Source organism: Paenibacillus sp. SRL342, from assembly GCF_984798905.1.
Genome location: NZ_OZ481790.1, coordinates 5,889,013 through 5,906,120 on the forward strand (window position 1 = coordinate 5,889,013; position 17,108 = coordinate 5,906,120).

A 17,108-nucleotide genomic window follows, 5' to 3' on the forward strand; every position below is an offset into this window, starting at 1 on the left:
CATGTCTATCCTTTTATTTCGGAACAGATTCCCAGTCTTTCAGGAAACGTTCAATCCCGCTGTCCGTCAGTGGGTGTTTCCAAAGTGTCGGCAGAAGCGAACCCGGAATGGTGGCAATATGCGCACCGGAAAGGGCTGCCTCCTCTACATGTTTGATATTGCGAATGCTTGCTGCGATAATCTCGGAAGGCAGATCATACATGTCCAGAATCAGACGCAGATCACGAATCAATTTCATACCATCCACCGCAATATCATCCAGACGACCAACGAATGGACTGATGTAGGTTGCACCGGCTTTCGCCGCCATCAGACCCTGTGCTGCGGAGAAAATCAGCGTTACATTGGTTTTAATCCCTTTTTGCGTCAACTCATGACAAGCGTACAGCCCATCTTCGGTCATCGGCAATTTAATGACTACATTCGGTGCCCATTCTGCAATTTCATAAGCTTCCTTCAACATATCCTCGGCTTTGAGACCGATGACTTCAGCACTGACCGGCCCTTTAACAACGTTACAGATCTCCTGAATGACTTCTTTAAATACGCGACCTTCTTTGGCAATCAAAGACGGGTTAGTCGTGACTCCATCCACCAGACCCAGACGTTCGATCCGTTTGATTTCTTCCACATTCCCTGTATCCAAGAAAAATTTCATGATATGTTCCCTCCACTTGATGAATTCGTAAACACGATATAAGTCATTACCCGATGTTCATCATATGTTAACAGTTATATATAAAATTAATTTTTCTCTACTGCGTGACCGCCAAATTCATTACGCAATGCTGCTACCACTTTACCTGTGAATGTATCTGTTTCCAGTGAACGATAACGCATCAGCAAGGACAACGCGATAACCGGTGTAGCGGTTTGAAGGTCAAATGCCGTTTCTACCGTCCAACGTCCTTCACCGGAAGAGTGCATTACGCCTTTAATTTCATCGAGGTTTGCATCTTTGGAGAAGGCACGTTCTGTCAGCTCCATCAACCAAGAGCGAATAACGGAACCGTTGTTCCATACGCGAGCCACTTGTTCGAAGTCGAAATCAAATCCACTTTTCTCCAATACGTCAAAACCTTCACCGATGGATGCCATCATACCGTACTCGATACCATTGTGAACCATTTTGAGGAAGTGACCGCTGCCCGCTTTACCCGCATACAGGTAGCCGTTCTCTACGGAAGTATCTTTAAATGCCGGTTCAACGATTGCCCAAGCTTCCGGGTCTCCACCGATCATATAACATGCTCCATTACGCGCGCCTTCCATACCGCCAGATGTACCTGCATCCATGTAGTGAATGCCTTTAGTTTTCATCTCTTCGTAGCGACGGATGGATTCTTTGTAGTGGGAGTTACCCGCTTCAATAATGATGTCCCCTTTGGACAACAATGGGCTAACTTCAGCCAGCACAGCGTCTACTACGTTGTGGGGAACCATGATCCACAATACACGTGGGGATTCGAGCGAAGCCACCATCTCTGCGTAAGAAGATACGCCTTCAGCGCCATATTCTTTCATTTCATTTACTGCATCAGCGTTCAGGTCAAAAGCAACCACTTCGTGTTTGTGATCAATCAAGTTTCTACCCAGGTTCAATCCCATTTTTCCTAATCCGACAAGTCCAAGTTTCATTTCAAAATCCTCCTGTTATGAACAATGTTTAAATTTCATTTGCGTTCAAAATTTAAAATAAGTGCTTAACGTTTGGTGAAGTAACCGTTCCGGTCACGAATCGTTCTTTTGATCGCTGTTATCCCCAGATTTTTTGAATCTCCTATATAGGAGAAAATCCGGGGATACAGGCGAACGCTTTGCTTCTACAGAATCGATTTCGTCCCCCTACACTACATTCTCAGCGTTCAAGCCAACCCATTTTCAAAACTGAACCGCTAATCTATATTCAAAAATTTTCACGGCCTTCTGGCAAACATAACCAGAAGGACTTATGCAAAATTGGAACGGTATGATTCGTAATTAATACTGTTTTTATATCAGAATTGAATTGCAACATACGACCCAACTCGCTCTGGAGTACAGGCTCTAGACGAATAGGAGCATTTCGTTTTCTATATCCCGCTGAGCGGAAGGTGGTCTTTTGAAAAGGCAAAATGTTCATTGGTGAGCACAATGGAATGTACTGTTTTTTTACTATTGTGTTCTCTTATGCTCACTCTTTCGTTTCACTTACCACCAACGGTAACCGTCTGCTGCCGTCAGGCGATCTGCTGACTCAGGTCCATGCGAACCTGCACTGTACGTATCCAGTGGCACGCTGCCCGCTTCGAATGCTTCCTGAATCGGTTGTACCCATTGCCATGCCAGCTCCACTTCGTTCCAGTGTGCAAAGAAGGTGGAATCTCCACGCATCGCATCAAAGATCAGATTCTCGTAAGCTTCAGGGATGTTACGTTTACCTGAGTTGAATGTCATATGCATTGGTTCCACTTCACCATGGTTCAATGGATTCTTCGCATTTAATTGAAGCGAGATGCTTTCTCCAGGACCAATTTCAATCGTCAGCAGGTTCGGTTCCGTTGTATTTTCGGATTCATGACCTGTCTTCAGTGGTGCCTTGAATTCAACAACGATTCTGGTGGATTTCTCAGCCAGGCGTTTACCTGTACGGATATAAAATGGAACTTCGCTCCAGAATGGATCATCGATCCAAAGTCTCGCGGCAACATACGTCTCATTCTGAGATCCGGCTGGAATGCCAGGCTCGTCCAGATATCCAACAACCGAGGAACCTTGCAGCTCACCTGCTGCATATTGCGCACGAACAACTTCAGAAGCGATATTTTCTTTTGTCAACGGACGAAGTGCTTCAGCAATTTTTTGCTTTTTAAATTGAATTTCTTCCGGCGTGCAACGTTTTGGTAAATGCAAACCAATCATCATCAGCAACTGAAGCATATGGTTTTGGAACATGTCACGAAGAGCACCACTTTGGTCGTAATACGCGGCACGTTCTTCAACACCCACCGTCTCACTTGCCGTAATCTGTACATTGGCAATATAACGGTTAGACCACAACGCTTGAATCACCGGATTTGCATAGGTGAGCGTCTCAATATTTTGAACCATCGGTTTACCGAGGAAATGGTCAATGCGATAGATTTCTTCTTCCGCGAAGGTATTGCTCAGTTTTTCGTTCAAATCACGAGCTGATTGCAGGTCGTGTCCGAATGGTTTTTCGATAATCAGTTTCTTCCAGCCTTTGGTGTTACCCAGGCCACTTTCTTGAATGTTCAATGCGATTGGCTCAAAGAATTCCGGTGCCACCGACATGTAGAACATGCGGTTTTCGGGAATGTTAAGCTCTTGTTCACGCTGTTGAACCAGTTCCAACAATTTGGTGTAATCTTCAAGCTTCGTATTATTTAAAGAACAATAACGGAAAGCGCCAATGAAATCACGAACCTGAGATGCTTCTTCCGGCGTCTGACGTGAGAATTCATGCAGTGACTTTTCAACATTCGCCTGGAAGTCCGTATCCGACAATTCACGTCGTCCCAATCCGATAACGGAGAAAGATTTCGGCATTTTCTGATCCATGTACAAGTTATATAATGCAGGGTAAATCTTGCGTTTGGCTAAATCGCCTGTTGCCCCGAACAGGACAAATGTCATTGCATCCATTGGAGTGCCTCCTGTGATCTGTGCAGTATAGTATATGATGTTGCAAAATGTTCAAATCCAAGCATGACAAAAGACGGAATAAGTGGGTGTATTCCCCGCCTTGCCTCCGTTTATATAACACGCCTGAATTCAACCATGGAACATTCCTTCTCTCCACAACCTGTGTTTAGGTTATAAATTGTAACCATTTGAATTAACGTTACCCATATTACACCTGTCGTCACAATTCGTCAATAATCGTGTCGAACCTGTGAACTCCAGTGTTTATAGGGTTTTTATTTGATGATAACGCTTTATGTGGTAAGATTAAGAACAATTGGCATGTGACATTTTACACATATGGCCTGTGGACAAGTAGGTTACAATAAGTATACTAATGATATTACAAGCAATACTAAACCAAAGGAGTACAATCATGAGCGATGATGAGAATGCCAAGCAAATATGTACAAAAGTGGAACAATCTTATCAGATCATTGGCCGAAAATGGGTAGCCCTCATTATCCATGCGTTGATGGAGGAACCCAAACGCTTCAGTGAGATTCACGCTTATATCCCTGACTTGAGCAAACGTGTGTTAAATGAACGAATGAAGGAATTGGAGGAAGAGGGACTTGTGGTTCGCCATGTGGTCACGGAACGTCCAGTTCGAACTGAATATATGTTGTCACGAAAAGGCACGGAACTGGGGAGAGCGCTAAGCGCCGTGGAACGTTGGGCTGATAAGTGGTTGTAGCATCCCTTAATTTAAAGGCGAAATAGGGATTACCAACGGGAAATGCAAAACACACGTATAAACGTCATATTATTCATGTCTTTAATATTGTCTCTAATAGATGATTAACTCACTCCGAAATAGAATATTTTGGGACGGGGTGTTATTCTTAATCATTTAAAAGTAAAAGATGCCAAAATCACTAGACGTGAGTTGGCATCTTTTTCTGCGATTTTTATTCGAATATCACGAATCCAACTTGCTACCCAGCGTAATACTCGAATCCTCGAAGTTGTCCACCGTCGTCTTTTTTTCATAAAAGTGTACGGCATGTTTCATAATTCCTTCTCTTGTGTAAAATGCGTCTTCCGCTCCTAGTGGGAAAACAACCTTTTCCCCCGTGCTTGCAGATTTGTAAATACCCACAATCAATTCAAGCGTATTTCGGCCACTTTTCCCATCCACTAGAAGGGGTGATCCTGTTTCAATAGCGTTTAACACATTCTCAACTTGCCCAGCGTGACCGACATGAGTAACATCCGGTAATTCGTCAGCGAGTTTCTGAATCTGGTGTTCCAACTCTCGATTCGGTTCCGGAAATCCGTTATTCCTCGCGGTAGAAGCAACCACTTTCCAAGGTGCAGATACCCGGGCTTCCTTGCCCTGAAAAATTAACTGTTGCTCCTCTCCGTGATGTACGACGGAACTGGTAATTATGCCAAGCGCCCCTTCCTGGAAGCGAAGCATGGCCATGGATATATCCTCGACTTCGGCATTATCATGTGCCGTATTTGCCATCATCGCCTGTAATTCCACTGGAGGTCCCATCATCCACAGCATGGCATCAATATGATGCACCGCATGATTAAGCGTACAGCCTCCGCCTTCTTTTTCCCATGTCCCGCGCCACCACAGATCATAATAATTGTGGCCCCTCCACCAGAACGAATCAACCTGCACATGTACAATCGGTCCCATCCGTTTACTGTCCAGCACACCTTTTAGCTTCATCATTGGTGTCGTAAACCTATTCTGTGCTACTACAGATAGCAACTTGCCACTTTCTTGCGCTGCTCTCAACATCAGATCCGCTTCCTCCAGGGAAGATGCCATCGGTTTTTCGACCAACACATGTGCACCTGCTTGCATGAAATCACACGCAATGGGAGCATGCGTGTACGGTGGTGTACAGACTGATACCAGATCAATGTTTTGGGCAAGTAACTCTGTGTAATCCGTGACTGCTTGTGCACCTTCCAGACCATATTCATTAATTCGCTTCTGTGCTTTTTCCACGTAGATATCGACGACAGCAACAATCTGACATCGCTCAGGGAACGCCAAATATGCTGAGATATGTGCTCCACTAATTGCACCTGCTCCGATAATTGCCACTGTTAACATCGTTGCATACCTCCCTTATTCCCTTCACAATACACAATAATAAAGCACTTTTATGCGTTCATCATGTGCTAAAATAAAACTATCTTGCGCATGTTGAGGGAGGAGTTCATGATGTCTTTCATTCCAGAAAAATATTTTAATTTGGCATATCGTCGCACTTCCAACACATCGTTTCGCGAGGTGTTCCATGCTCATTCACAAATGGAAATTACGTACATACATAAGGGATACGGTCAGTTGATAACAGAAGGCCAGGTGTTCTCCCTTGAACCCGGTATGCTCATGATTTTTCGACCTTTTCAATTGCACCACGTCCAGATTCAAGTATCCCGACAACAGCCTTTCATTCGAAATGTACTCATGGTTGAACTTGATCTGTTGAAGGCACACTGGTCGCATTTTATCGCGACTCACCGTTTCATACAGGATCTGTTGAGAGAGCAATCTCCCATTCAGCCCATCCGACTTGCTACCACTTCCCCACTCATTCAACGAATGGAACAATTCGATAAGACTTATCCAGATCTGCTACCTCATGAAGCTGAGGAGGATACGTGTCTCTTTGTGCTCGATACACTTACGCAACTTCGCTACTTATGGAAAGATGTTACAAATCGTCCTTCACATACGGGCGCAACATTCAATTCAGGTATTCTTCACCCTCATGCCGAAGCCATCATGCAATGGATTGAGCAGCATTATTCACAGCCTTTCCGTTTGGAGCATATCGCAGATACACTTCACCTATCTCCCTATCATCTGTCTCATTTGTTCAAAAAAGCGACCGGCACCACGATTGTCGCTTATGCTCAAGCTACCCGCATTCGTCATGCGTGCGTGCTGCTCACCCGTTCCTCGCTTACGGTTCCCGAAATCGGTCACCGTGTCGGTATGACGAGTCCCTCCTACTTTTGCAAGGTATTCCGTACTGCCACAGGCACAACACCGCATCAATATCGGCTGAATGTGCAGGGGAGGAAATAATGGTTCACAACATAAAGAAAGAAGCGAAAGAATCTCTTCTCCGCTTCTGCTCCTCTTTCACAGTTCACTCAACTCAACGCACATTGAGCTCCAACCGTTTCAAATAGGGAATTAGGCGTCTCTCTAGCTGCCTTAAATCATCCTTCTGCTCCGCTGACAAGCGTTCCTCATGGATACTTCCATCCTTGTCCATCACCATAACTTGGTATTTTTTCATTTGTTCATAGACAGACTTGAACTCACGATATTGTTCCTTGGTAAATGTCTTTTCTGCCTGTTCCAATTGTTCCGTCCAGAATTGTTGGTCGTCCATCCGTTTTTTGGAGGACCCTACACTCACAGCTTCCAGCTTCTCAAAAAACGGTTCCAACTCAGCTACAAGAATGTTATATCGTTCCTGCTCCACTGTACTCCACTGCTCTGGATGCATACTGCCCTGAGAATCGGCATACTTCACGGCCATTTGCCCCATTTGCTTCAGCAGGTCCATATATTGAACAAATTCTTCTTCGCTGAAATGGGCCTTGGCCGTCTGCAGCTTTGTTTCCAACCTCAGGTAATCCTCAGCTGTTCCCCCCATAGCAGCGATATTCTCCTGTGAACCATATATTCCGTCTGCGAGATAGGTGTACCCTGCATAGGCTCCGGTGGGAACAATGAGTACAACAGCCAATAGCCCAGTGACCAGCCATTTTTTTCGATTTCTTCTGATGTGTGAATCATTTCGAATACCATCCATCATTTTATGTTTAATTCTAGCAGGAACGGACCAGTCTTTGGTCTCTTCCTGGTAGGCTTTTCGCAACTGTTCATCGAGTTTCATGCAGATCCTCCACCTTTCCCCGCAATCTTGGATTCATCTTCTCTTTCTGTCTCAACTTCGCCAGCGCCGCATGTATACGCGATTTTACGGTTCCAAGCGGAATCTCCAATATGTCAGCAATCTCCTCTTGCGTATATTCATTCAAATAATGAAGTGTGACCACCTGCTGCAGCTTGTACGGCAAACGGCGCACCTGTTCCAGCAGAGGACGATTGGCCAGTTTGTTGATCAAATCAGTGGAAAAATCATATTCCATACCAACGTCAGATTTTTCGATCCGCTTGTTAAACCGAAACTGCATCAACCTTTTGCGCCGATAACTCTGAACCTGTCGCATCGTCACCCCCATCAACCAGGGACGAAAAGCACGCTCCGCATCATATCGCTCTAATGACCGATACGCCTGAATGTAAATCTCCTGTACCACGTCCTCCGCGTCAGACTCGTCCTTGATGAGAAAACGCACAGTTCGATATATCCCCGTCACTGTTTTCTCATATAATTCTCCATATGCTTCTTCACGCCCAGTACGTATTAACGTTACAAGTTCTATGTACTCATCCTGCTCACTCATTAGCCATCCCCTTCCTCCTTACACTATATATTGGCACGCCAGCATCATATCGTTCGATTTATTTATTGAATGAGTAGGTATAGCTGAATCTGATACAAAAAAGACCTCTGGTGTTTATCATGATATAATATACCTAATTTTGATATAACTGGAGGTTTTGAACCTGAGTTATAAGATTACCTTTGCTCTTTTGCTATTATCTATTTCGATCATCGGATTAGTAATCGCCAGAACCCACCTTGAGGCCTACGCCACGGTATATAGACTTATTGGAGTTTTGGTTATCATATCGACTTACTTCTTTTTCTTTCGAAAGCGGATATAGGGAGTAACTTAACAGGGGTGGTCACTACTGTAATGAAACTTTTCAGCAAATTGTACTCAGAATATTTACTGATTCCACGACCTCTACGTTTGTTGTTTTTATGGGGATGGATTGTTTTGTTTTTGGTTGCTGGTACCAAATTCAGATGGTTCTACTTCCTACAATAAACTGATTTCATAGAAGTCTGATCCCCTTGGGCATAAAAAAAGAGCTGAGTCGTCATTATGACGTCTCGGCTCTTCTTTGATGCTCATCCTCATCCTTGCAGATAAAGATATAGGTAATCAACTCGAGCTCGCTTATACGTTCCTTTTTGAGACAAACTTTATTTGATACTCAGAAATTCGTCCCACTTGATCACCGTTCCTGAATAGTTCCATCTATTCAAGTCTTGCCATTAAGTTGGCAAGGCTTTTTTTTCTTAAACGTAAGTTGTTTGGCTTTGCTTATGTATTCTTTAGATTTTCTTCAGAATTTTGCTCATTAATTCCTTAGTTTTTTTCATTAAGATTGCTATATCAACAAGAGAGGAGGCAAAACAATGATCAGTAATACGATCTTAGAGCTACTTCATCAGTATGGTTATCTGATTTTTTATTTTGCCTTCTCATTAGGACCTTTCGGTATTCCAATTCCAAATGATAAATCACAAATCTCAACATCATAAACACTTCGTTAAAGCTGAAATGATTCTGAATAAGAGTGGCAATTGGGCAATGTGCATCGGTTTGTTCATTCCAATCGTGCGCTATGTTCTCCCTTTGGTGATGGGACTCAATGGCGTACAGTATAGAAAATTTGCTCTTATCTCCTATTCCAGTGCTTTGTTATGGACCATAACGTATTTTACAGCGGGAATCTACTTCGGCGGTCCCATCCTATCTACGCTTCAATTATTCCATTTCTAACTGGGTCTGATAACATACCATCACATTATGGAGGAACCCCTATGAATTCCAATGAACCTGTACTATTTTTGAAAAGTTTTCTGCAAAGCCCTAAACATGTCGGCAGTATCATACCAAGTTCCCGGTTTCTCGCCAGCAAAATGGTGAAGCAAGCCTCTTGGTTAGAGGCAAAAGCAGTCGCCGAGCTTGGATCGGGTACAGGTCCGATCACTCGCTATATTCATCAACAAGTACAGAATTCCACCAAAGTCCTATTGTTTGAGATGAACGAAACGATGAGGAATACTCTTCAGACGGCATACCCGGAGTTCTCCTGTTATCCAGACGCCGCTCGATTGGTAGAATCCATGAATCAAGAGGGCGTTCAGCAACTGGATTACATTTTTAGCGGATTGCCGTTTTTCAACTTTGAGCCTGAATTAAGAAATACGTTGGTAGACCAGATCCATAAGGCACTCAAACCTGGAGGGTTATTCATCGCCTTTCAATATTCACTCCAAATGAAAAAAACATTATCCGAACACTTTATCATCGAAAAAATAGAATTCGTGCCTTTGAACATACCTTCTGCGTTCGTTTATGTCTGTCGCAAAAAGGAAACAATTTAAACATTCCGGACTATCGTTTACACTGATGTTATTCTAATTTTTAAGGAGTGTTGAATCATGAGTACCGTTCTCGTTGTTGATGATGAACCCGATATCCGGGATGTCATTCATGTCTATTTACGTAACGAAGGATATCAGGTCATTGAAGCAACCAATGGTGAGGAAGCGCTAAATATTATCAAAACAACATCGGTCCAACTCGTTATTCTGGATGTCATGATGCCCATTATGGACGGAATCAAAGCCTGCTTCAAAATAAGAGAAGTATCAGCCACTCCGATTATAATGCTATCCGCCAAGGAAGAAGACATTGATAAAATCACGGGCCTGACTACCGGGGCTGATGATTACATGGTCAAACCGTTTAATCCGCTAGAGTTACTTGCTCGCGTTAAGGCTCAGCTGCGACGTCAAACACTGATTGGCAAAGCAGAATTCAATTCACTTATTCTGATCAAGGACCTTGTCATTGATACAAGTAAACATTCCGTGAAGCTCAAAGAAAATGACATTTCGCTTACGCCTCTGGAGTTTTCTATTCTGGTGTTGCTTGCCAGCCAACCTGGACAAGTATTTAGCTCCGAGAAGATATACGAAACTGTATGGAAAGAACCTTTCGGGTATTCGGATAATACGGTGATGGTTCATATTCGTAACCTGCGTGAGAAATTGGAAATGAATCCACGGGAACCTCAGTATATTAAAACGGTATGAGGAGTGGGCTATAAAATTGATTAAACGATTACCACATTTTAAAAAAAAGATACAGATTAACATCCTATATCAAATGTTGATCAGTTTATTGATTTCGTTTGTTGGCTCTGTGGGTGTAAATAATATGTTGATCATAGCTGCCGCAAAAATTAGTGAAAGATTTAATTGGCCTTCGCTTCTCTACATTTTCCCTTATGTTTTAACACCAATCATCATCGTAATTTTCACGTTAATTTTTTTGTTTTCCACACGAAAAATTGTGAGAGATCTCATTACATTAGAGCAAGGGCTTCAATTCATTTCGGAGGGCAATCTGGACTACCGTGTACCCGTCAATCGACAAGATGAACTTGGACGAGTCGCTTCCAACATCAATCACATGACTGAGCAGTTGCGGCTACAGATGATCAAGGAGCGCGAGTTGGAAAAATCCAAGATGGACATGATTACGGGCATCTCACATGACCTGCGCACACCACTTACCAGCATAATCGGGTATATCGAGCTTCTTAGAACAGAATCTTTTCAAGACAAAGCAGAGTATGACCGCTTCATACAGAACACCTATAACAAAGCAACGCATTTAAAGAAGCTGCTCGATGATTTATTTGAATACACACGCTTAACCTCAGTAGATACCCAACTGGATATGAAAAAGGTTGACCTACATCAACTCTTGGATCAGTTACTGTTTGAATTTGAACCATTGGCTCAGGAAAATAGTATTCATATTGTAAAAGAGATTGGCGATGCTCCAATCATGGCCATCGTAGATAGTGATAAGATTGCTCGCGCCATCGATAATCTTCTCATGAATGCCCTAAAGTATTCCTTCAAACCGGGTACGATCCACATTCGAATGAGTATGCGTCATGAACACATTACCATTGAAGTCGAAAATAAAGGTATGCCACTCACAATAGAGCAAAAAGATAAACTGTTTGATCGTTTTTATAAGGTAGATTATTCAAGAAGCAGTGAAGGCATTCAAACGGGGTCTGGTCTGGGTCTTTCGATTGCAAGAAACATTGCAGAGTTACATCAGGGTACCTTGAAACTTCAGCATACGCATAACATATTTACGTTCCAGATAAGCCTGCCTTCCAACAACATCCAGTAAACCATCAGCGAATTCAGTCATGGAGGATACAGCAATGAAAACATCCGAACCACTTCTTTTCCTGCAAGGATTTCTGAAGAACCCCAAACGAGTAGGTAGTCTCCTGCCCAGTTCCAAATTTCTAGCCCGAAAAATAGTCCAGTCTGTACGATGGGATGAAATTCGAACCATTGCTGAGCTGGGGCCTGGAACAGGTGCCATCACACGTCTTATGAGAGCTGAATTACCCCAATCTGCTACCGTTTTTTTATTTGAAAGAGACCCGAAAATGAGGAATATTCTGAAGAAAACATATCCTGAATTCATGTACCATTCGAATGCATCCTATTTAGTGAAAAAGATGCATCAAGAACATATCCATCAATTGGATAATATCATTTGTGGACTGCCATTTTTTAATTTCTCCAGAGAAATGAGACGTAACATCCTTTCACAGATCCATACAGCGCTCCGACCTGAAGGCACGTTAGTGTTATACCAGTACTCCCTTCATATGAAGAAACGATTAGCTGAACTATTCGAGATTGAGAAAATTCAATTTGTGCCCTTCAGTTTCCCTCCTGTTTTTGTGTATGTTTGTCGTAAAAGGGACGATGAAGGACAACGTGAAACGATCGAATTGGGTAAGATCTGATTTATCCTCTATAAATGTTTAATGTCCTGTCTTGTCCTGTGAGGATCTAATCATGCGAGTCATCATCTTACGCGGTAACAAGCGCGGCATAAATGCAATGAAGCGGTTACGAGTCCCTGGCATAATTAATGTCTTGCCACGCAAGAAGCCTTGATATCCTTCTTCCGCTACCTGTCCTGCTTCCATGATCGGGCCCTGCAACATCTTCGAGACACCCATACCCGAACGATCCACAAATCCGGTAGATGTCAGCCCTGGGCACAGTGCTGTCACCGTAACACCAGTTCCGCTTACTTCATTCTCCAAAGCCTCAGTGAACGATAGCACATACGCTTTCGTCGCATAATATACCGACATCATCGGTCCAGGGAAAAAACCTACCAATGAAGCCACATTCATCACTCCGCCTTGCCTACGTTGGATCATATCCGGCAAGAATAGCTTGGTCATGACGGTTAAAGCCTTGATATTCACGTCAATCATATTAACTTCTTGTTCCATATCCGTTTCCATAAACGTCCCGAACAGACCGAAGCCTGCATTGTTGACAAGATAGTCAACAACAATGCCCTTTTCCTTCAGCTCATGATAAATCTCCTGTGGTACCCCAGGTGCCGCTACATCTTTGGCAATAACCGTCGCCTGAATGCCATACTTTTTCCGATACTCCTGAGCTAGATCCTGTATTTTACCCTCACTTCGTGCTACCAGCACAATATGATGTCCACCTTTGGCAAACCGATCTGCTAACTCTTTACCGATCCCACCTGATACCCCTGTGATTAGAACTGTCTTTCTCATGTTGTTGCCTGCCTCTCTTTTCTATAAAATGTGTTTCATCTGGAACATCAATATTTGAACGAACGTTCTATAATAGTGAAAAAAATAGACTACCTCCGTATGAGATCCATGGATAGCGTCGCTATACGAAGAAGTTTTTCTTTGGTTATCGAAGTTTTGGCCATCACCCTTAACCCAATGCTTACATTATGCAGATATTCCGCCAATACTTCGCCGTTGTACTCCGTTGTGAATTCACCTTCTTGCTGTCCCCACACAATAATGTCCTTGATTAGTTTCTCCGTATTTGCAAACATCTCCGTTGATCGGTTGTTCATCTCGTCGTCGCGTGCCGCCAATTCGACCGTCGAATTAACAATGAAGCAGCCTGATGCTGGATGCTCATCTCCATGAATTAAAGAAAGAAATATAAACTGAAGTGCTTCCGTTGCCGTTTTAGAACGCTTTACGCCTGTTGCAAGAGCGGAGCTGATTTTGTGATCATACAGATCTACTGACTTTAGGAACAAGGTGTGTTTGTCGCCAAATGTGTCATACAAGCTTTTACGATGAATTCCCATATGATTGACCAGATCTGTCATAGACGTCTTCTCATAGCCTTGTTCCCAAAAAAGTCTCATCGCTTTATCCAGTACAACAGACTCTTCGAACTCTTTGCTTCTCGCCATTGGCTTCCCTCCTGTTCAGAAAACGAACATTAAATAACATGAGTATGATCTTAACGAGCCTTTAAAAGGTAACAATGACTTTGCCCTGCGAGTGACCCGTTGATACTTTGATCAATGCCTTTTCAATGTCATCAAACGTATACGTAGAATCGATCGAAGGTTTAATGTCTTCTTTTTCTACAAGAGCTGTGATTTCTTGCAACTGAATCCCACTGGAATGCACAAATAAAAAACGGTATTCAGCTTGAGTCTTACGTGCCATGGAATCCAGGCGTGCACCTACGAGACCAAACAATGCTCTTTTCCACAACGGGAATTGACTGTCCACTGCAAAACGATAATTGGGTCCTGCCTTCAAAGAGACTAATTTCCCCTGTGGTTTCAAAATACTCAGTTCAGCTTTGATCTCATCCGCACCCAAGGTGTCGATCACATAATCGATATCGGACAGAATGTCAGCATACTGCTCAGTCTTATAATCAATGAATTGATCTGCTCCAATGGATAGAGTACGTGCTCTGCCCCTCTCACTGCCACTTGTGATAACCGTTAATCCCATGGACTTGGCAATCGGGATAGCCATTGCACCGAATCCACCCGTTCCACCAGGAATAAACAACTTTTTATTCGGTTCAGCTCGGAGTACATCATGCAATGCTTGATACGCGGTCAAGGCTGTAAGAGGTATCGCAGCAGCTTCGATAAAAGATAGATTTTCAGGCATCATGGATAAGGCATCCTCATGTACAGCTGCATATTCAGCAAAAGCACCAATTTTATTCAGAGGCAACCTGGTATAAACCTTATCACCTACTTTAAAATTCAAAACATCATCACCAACGGCTTCAATGACACCCGATAATTCATTCCCTAAAGTTAAAGGTAACGTATAGTCGGCAATCATCCGAACACTGCCATTCATATTCAAGATATCCAGCGGATTTACACCCGCAGCTTTCACTTTGACAAGGACCTCACGGCTATGAATCTGAGGTATCTCAATATTATTGATTCCCACTTGGATTTTTTTGGAATATTTCTGTATTTGAGCTGCTCTCATCATTTTTCCTCTTCCTTTACTTATAGACTATAAAAGTTGAACTAAAGATTATTTACACTGACACTACGATGACAGAACAACCTTCCAATCGCTGTTATCGTGTAAATGAGTAGTTCAACTTATGTTAGGAACATGGCGCGCAGTATTCAGTTGTACGCCATGCTCCATACTTGTGCTAGTGTAGCCCCTCTTGCGACTTTAATTCTTCCAACGTAGGATAATCCGTGTAGCCCTTACTTCCCAAACCAAAGAATGTTGTCGGATCTGCTTCATTCAGTGGCGCACCTTGTTGAAGTCGTTCTACCAAATCTGGATTAGCTAAGGACCATACACCAACCGGTACCAGATCAGCGAGACCACGATCTAGATCTACACTAAGATCATCCAACGTTCTTCCAGCCCGATTGACCAACAATGGATTTTGCCAGATCGAACGAATGTCTTGAAGTAGGTTCTCATCTCCAAGATGCATAACATGAAGGTAAGCCAAATCCAATTGAGCCAATTCTTTTACAAGATAGCGATAGAGTTCAGGGCCTTGTTCGCCATCTTGAATTCCACCCAGCGGTGTCCCTGGTGAGATACGGAAGCCTGTTCGTTCTGACCCTATTTCCTCCACGATGGCTTTGGTTACTTCCATCGCAAAGCGAGCACGTTTTTCTATAGATCCGCCATACTCATCTGTGCGTGTATTCGAATTCTCTCCCAAAAATTGATTGATCAAGTAACCATTGGCTCCATGAATTTCAACGCCATCTGCCCCTGCTTCGATCGCTGCGGCTGCTGCTTTTCGGAAATCGGCGATGGTCGTTTGAATATCCTCCCGACTCAATTCCCGGGGTACAGGGATATCCTGCATTCCTTTAGCTGTGAACATTTCTACACCCGGTGCGATTGCTGACGGAGCAACCGGTTGACGATGATGCGGGGTATTGTCCGGATGGGACATGCGACCCGCATGCATTAATTGGATATATACATATCCGCCAGCTTCATGCACCGCATCGGTTACCTTTTTCCATCCTTCAATATGCTTATCGGTGTAAATGCCAGGTGACCACAAGTAACCCTGTCCATCATCTGAAGGCTGTGTTCCTTCTGTAATCAGAAGTCCCATCGTTGCACGCTGAGCATAATAAAGTGCCGCTAACTCTCCAGGTGTACCATCTTCTTGTGCTCTACTGCGTGTCATAGGTGCCATCGCTAGTCGATGAGACAATTCCATGTTACCAATCTTCGTTTTACTCCATATCTTTTCCATTTGGATGTACTCCTCTTCTTATTTGAGATTTTGTAGATGTATCCTCTAGATTCTGCTGTATTAATTCAATTCTGAAATGACCGGGTAGATTGCGCCTGTCAGCTGAAAATCATAGTTCTGGTCTACAATGCCTACAACCACTTCGTGGTGATCATACAGATCGATCATGAAGCCTGCCATTTCTTTAGCTGTGTGATATTTGGACATATTCGCTTTGTAATCAAATCCTTCAGCATCAATTGATTTTTGTACAAACTCTGTTTCCGTGATCGCTGGTGCAAGCACCTTCGCTTTTAGTTTTGCACCCTTCAGTTCCAGTTCTTTGGCAAGACCTTCTGTAAAGGCGCTAACGTAGTATTTCGATGCAGAATAAGCAACACTACCTACAGCAATGGCATATCCGAGTGCGGAGGAGACGTTAATCAACTGAGTACCTTCGACATTTGCATAATCTCGCACATACAATGTAGAGAGAATGGTCAAAGATTCGATGTTAACACGTAGCATGGTCTCCACTTTATCCAAATTCTGTTCAGCAATGAACGAACCTTCTCCCAGCCCCGCATTATTGATCCAAGTCTCAATTTCATATTCCTTCAAATCGTTATATAGCGTGTACGCCTCTGCGGTAACAGACAGGTCGCTTGTGTGTACGATAACATTCACTTTAGGATCGATACCCTGGATAGTCGATTTAAGCTCTTCAAGCTTATCCAATCTTCTAGCTACCAAAATCAAATTTTTGCCCCGTGCTGCAAATGCCAATGCTGTTTCATATCCAATTCCTGAACTTGCTCCCGTAATCACTGTGTATTTCATCATATTCTCTCCCTCATATTCTTTAGATTAGTGTAAATTCACTTT

At 43.2% G+C, this 17,108-nt stretch carries 19 protein-coding genes; 8 read left to right on the forward strand and 11 right to left on the reverse strand.

Translation table 11 applies throughout. From position 1 onward, the window contains the following. Positions 1 to 13: 13 nt before the first annotated feature. The 3 genes from fsa to zwf all read right to left on the reverse strand — a co-directional run bounded on the left by fsa (position 14) and on the right by zwf (position 3,645). Entirely contained in the window at positions 14 to 658 is a 645-nt protein-coding gene (gene fsa, locus AC4E8D_RS25970; protein ID WP_221823625.1) for a fructose-6-phosphate aldolase, read from the reverse strand. A gap of 86 nt (positions 659 to 744) precedes the next feature. Beyond that, a complete protein-coding gene (gene gnd / locus AC4E8D_RS25975) occupies positions 745 to 1,638 on the reverse strand; it encodes a phosphogluconate dehydrogenase (NAD(+)-dependent, decarboxylating) (protein ID WP_076211001.1) in 894 nt (297 codons plus the stop codon). Positions 1,639 to 2,190: 552 nt separating this feature from the next. Next, positions 2,191 to 3,645 carry a glucose-6-phosphate dehydrogenase gene (zwf, locus tag AC4E8D_RS25980; protein ID WP_036605716.1) on the reverse strand — a complete coding sequence of 485 codons (1,455 nt, stop codon included), beginning with the start codon at positions 3,643 to 3,645 and terminating at the stop codon, positions 2,191 to 2,193. Positions 3,646 to 4,060: 415 nt separating this feature from the next. Between zwf and AC4E8D_RS25985 the strand changes: the two genes are divergently transcribed. Next, a complete protein-coding gene (locus AC4E8D_RS25985) occupies positions 4,061 to 4,381 on the forward strand; it encodes a winged helix-turn-helix transcriptional regulator (protein ID WP_036605715.1) in 321 nt (106 codons plus the stop codon). A 225-nt stretch (positions 4,382 to 4,606) separates the two neighbouring features. Here the strand turns inward: AC4E8D_RS25985 and AC4E8D_RS25990 are convergent, their stop codons facing one another. After that, positions 4,607 to 5,764 (reverse strand): Gfo/Idh/MocA family protein, encoded by a 1,158-nt coding sequence (locus AC4E8D_RS25990; RefSeq protein ID WP_221823627.1) that lies wholly within the window; start codon positions 5,762 to 5,764, stop codon positions 4,607 to 4,609. Between the two features lie 108 nt (positions 5,765 to 5,872). On the opposite strand from AC4E8D_RS25990, the gene AC4E8D_RS25995 reads away from it, so the two are divergent. Then, the gene (locus tag AC4E8D_RS25995; protein WP_221823629.1) at positions 5,873 to 6,748 is read left to right on the forward strand and encodes an AraC family transcriptional regulator; all 876 of its coding nucleotides are present in this window, start codon (positions 5,873 to 5,875) and stop codon (positions 6,746 to 6,748) included. 73 nt (positions 6,749 to 6,821) lie between these two features. Here AC4E8D_RS25995 and AC4E8D_RS26000 read toward each other — a convergent pair whose 3' ends face one another. Continuing rightward, on the reverse strand, positions 6,822 to 7,571 hold the full coding sequence (locus AC4E8D_RS26000; protein WP_221823631.1) for a DUF3600 domain-containing protein: 750 nt from the start codon (positions 7,569 to 7,571) through the stop codon (positions 6,822 to 6,824). After that, the gene (locus AC4E8D_RS26005) at positions 7,558 to 8,145 is read right to left on the reverse strand and encodes a sigma-70 family RNA polymerase sigma factor (protein ID WP_221823633.1); all 588 of its coding nucleotides are present in this window, start codon (positions 8,143 to 8,145) and stop codon (positions 7,558 to 7,560) included. The genes AC4E8D_RS26000 and AC4E8D_RS26005 overlap by 14 nt, the downstream gene beginning before the upstream one ends. Positions 8,146 to 9,011: 866 nt before the next feature. Between AC4E8D_RS26005 and AC4E8D_RS26010 the strand changes: the two genes are divergently transcribed. The 6 genes from AC4E8D_RS26010 to AC4E8D_RS26035 all read left to right on the forward strand — a co-directional run bounded on the left by AC4E8D_RS26010 (position 9,012) and on the right by AC4E8D_RS26035 (position 12,454). Then, entirely contained in the window at positions 9,012 to 9,137 is a 126-nt protein-coding gene (locus AC4E8D_RS26010; RefSeq protein ID WP_260632923.1) for a hypothetical protein, read from the forward strand. Positions 9,138 to 9,156: 19 nt separating this feature from the next. Then, the gene (locus AC4E8D_RS26015) at positions 9,157 to 9,378 is read left to right on the forward strand and encodes a DedA family protein (protein WP_260632924.1); all 222 of its coding nucleotides are present in this window, start codon (positions 9,157 to 9,159) and stop codon (positions 9,376 to 9,378) included. 41 nt (positions 9,379 to 9,419) lie between these two features. Continuing rightward, the gene (locus AC4E8D_RS26020) at positions 9,420 to 9,986 is read left to right on the forward strand and encodes a class I SAM-dependent methyltransferase (RefSeq protein ID WP_221823634.1); all 567 of its coding nucleotides are present in this window, start codon (positions 9,420 to 9,422) and stop codon (positions 9,984 to 9,986) included. 57 nt (positions 9,987 to 10,043) lie between these two features. Next, positions 10,044 to 10,700 (forward strand): response regulator transcription factor, encoded by a 657-nt coding sequence (locus AC4E8D_RS26025; protein WP_490205375.1) that lies wholly within the window; start codon positions 10,044 to 10,046, stop codon positions 10,698 to 10,700. Between the two features lie 73 nt (positions 10,701 to 10,773). After that, positions 10,774 to 11,820, forward strand: coding sequence for a sensor histidine kinase (locus AC4E8D_RS26030; RefSeq protein WP_490206511.1), 1,047 nt, complete (start codon positions 10,774 to 10,776; stop codon positions 11,818 to 11,820). 34 nt (positions 11,821 to 11,854) lie between these two features. After that, positions 11,855 to 12,454: a class I SAM-dependent methyltransferase gene (locus AC4E8D_RS26035; protein ID WP_221823640.1), complete on the forward strand. Its 600-nt coding sequence runs from the start codon at positions 11,855 to 11,857 to the stop codon at positions 12,452 to 12,454. Positions 12,455 to 12,472: 18 nt separating this feature from the next. On the opposite strand, the gene AC4E8D_RS26040 is transcribed toward AC4E8D_RS26035, so the two are convergent. The 5 genes from AC4E8D_RS26040 to AC4E8D_RS26060 form a co-directional block, all read right to left on the reverse strand. Next, the gene (locus AC4E8D_RS26040; protein ID WP_221823642.1) at positions 12,473 to 13,255 is read right to left on the reverse strand and encodes an SDR family NAD(P)-dependent oxidoreductase; all 783 of its coding nucleotides are present in this window, start codon (positions 13,253 to 13,255) and stop codon (positions 12,473 to 12,475) included. A gap of 89 nt (positions 13,256 to 13,344) precedes the next feature. Beyond that, complete coding sequence (locus AC4E8D_RS26045) at positions 13,345 to 13,923, reverse strand: TetR/AcrR family transcriptional regulator (protein ID WP_221823644.1); 579 nt, start codon at positions 13,921 to 13,923, stop codon at positions 13,345 to 13,347. A gap of 61 nt (positions 13,924 to 13,984) precedes the next feature. Continuing rightward, the gene (locus AC4E8D_RS26050; protein ID WP_221823672.1) at positions 13,985 to 14,983 is read right to left on the reverse strand and encodes an NADP-dependent oxidoreductase; all 999 of its coding nucleotides are present in this window, start codon (positions 14,981 to 14,983) and stop codon (positions 13,985 to 13,987) included. Between the two features lie 175 nt (positions 14,984 to 15,158). Then, positions 15,159 to 16,244 (reverse strand): alkene reductase, encoded by a 1,086-nt coding sequence (locus tag AC4E8D_RS26055; protein WP_221823646.1) that lies wholly within the window; start codon positions 16,242 to 16,244, stop codon positions 15,159 to 15,161. 60 nt (positions 16,245 to 16,304) lie between these two features. After that, positions 16,305 to 17,063, reverse strand: a complete 759-nt coding sequence (locus AC4E8D_RS26060; protein ID WP_221823674.1) for an SDR family NAD(P)-dependent oxidoreductase — start codon at positions 17,061 to 17,063, stop codon at positions 16,305 to 16,307. Positions 17,064 to 17,108 lie beyond the last annotated feature (45 nt).

Excerpts from the sequence above, each read along its gene's own strand:
- fsa (WP_221823625.1), bottom strand. The coding sequence starts at position 658 with ATGAAATTTTTCTTGGATACAGGGAATGTGGAAGAAATCAAACGGATC.
- gnd (WP_076211001.1), bottom strand. The coding sequence starts at position 1,638 with ATGAAACTTGGACTTGTCGGATTAGGAAAAATGGGATTGAACCTGGGT.
- zwf (WP_036605716.1), bottom strand. The coding sequence starts at position 3,645 with ATGGATGCAATGACATTTGTCCTGTTCGGGGCAACAGGCGATTTAGCC.
- AC4E8D_RS25985 (WP_036605715.1), top strand. The coding sequence starts at position 4,061 with ATGAGCGATGATGAGAATGCCAAGCAAATATGTACAAAAGTGGAACAA.
- AC4E8D_RS25990 (WP_221823627.1), bottom strand. The coding sequence starts at position 5,764 with ATGTTAACAGTGGCAATTATCGGAGCAGGTGCAATTAGTGGAGCACAT.
- AC4E8D_RS25995 (WP_221823629.1), top strand. The coding sequence starts at position 5,873 with ATGATGTCTTTCATTCCAGAAAAATATTTTAATTTGGCATATCGTCGC.
- AC4E8D_RS26000 (WP_221823631.1), bottom strand. The coding sequence starts at position 7,571 with ATGAAACTCGATGAACAGTTGCGAAAAGCCTACCAGGAAGAGACCAAA.
- AC4E8D_RS26005 (WP_221823633.1), bottom strand. The coding sequence starts at position 8,145 with ATGAGTGAGCAGGATGAGTACATAGAACTTGTAACGTTAATACGTACT.
- AC4E8D_RS26010 (WP_260632923.1), top strand. The coding sequence starts at position 9,012 with ATGATCAGTAATACGATCTTAGAGCTACTTCATCAGTATGGTTATCTG.
- AC4E8D_RS26015 (WP_260632924.1), top strand. The coding sequence starts at position 9,157 with ATGATTCTGAATAAGAGTGGCAATTGGGCAATGTGCATCGGTTTGTTC.
- AC4E8D_RS26020 (WP_221823634.1), top strand. The coding sequence starts at position 9,420 with ATGAATTCCAATGAACCTGTACTATTTTTGAAAAGTTTTCTGCAAAGC.
- AC4E8D_RS26025 (WP_490205375.1), top strand. The coding sequence starts at position 10,044 with ATGAGTACCGTTCTCGTTGTTGATGATGAACCCGATATCCGGGATGTC.
- AC4E8D_RS26030 (WP_490206511.1), top strand. The coding sequence starts at position 10,774 with ATGTTGATCAGTTTATTGATTTCGTTTGTTGGCTCTGTGGGTGTAAAT.
- AC4E8D_RS26035 (WP_221823640.1), top strand. The coding sequence starts at position 11,855 with ATGAAAACATCCGAACCACTTCTTTTCCTGCAAGGATTTCTGAAGAAC.
- AC4E8D_RS26040 (WP_221823642.1), bottom strand. The coding sequence starts at position 13,255 with ATGAGAAAGACAGTTCTAATCACAGGGGTATCAGGTGGGATCGGTAAA.
- AC4E8D_RS26045 (WP_221823644.1), bottom strand. The coding sequence starts at position 13,923 with ATGGCGAGAAGCAAAGAGTTCGAAGAGTCTGTTGTACTGGATAAAGCG.
- AC4E8D_RS26050 (WP_221823672.1), bottom strand. The coding sequence starts at position 14,983 with ATGAGAGCAGCTCAAATACAGAAATATTCCAAAAAAATCCAAGTGGGA.
- AC4E8D_RS26055 (WP_221823646.1), bottom strand. The coding sequence starts at position 16,244 with ATGGAAAAGATATGGAGTAAAACGAAGATTGGTAACATGGAATTGTCT.
- AC4E8D_RS26060 (WP_221823674.1), bottom strand. The coding sequence starts at position 17,063 with ATGAAATACACAGTGATTACGGGAGCAAGTTCAGGAATTGGATATGAA.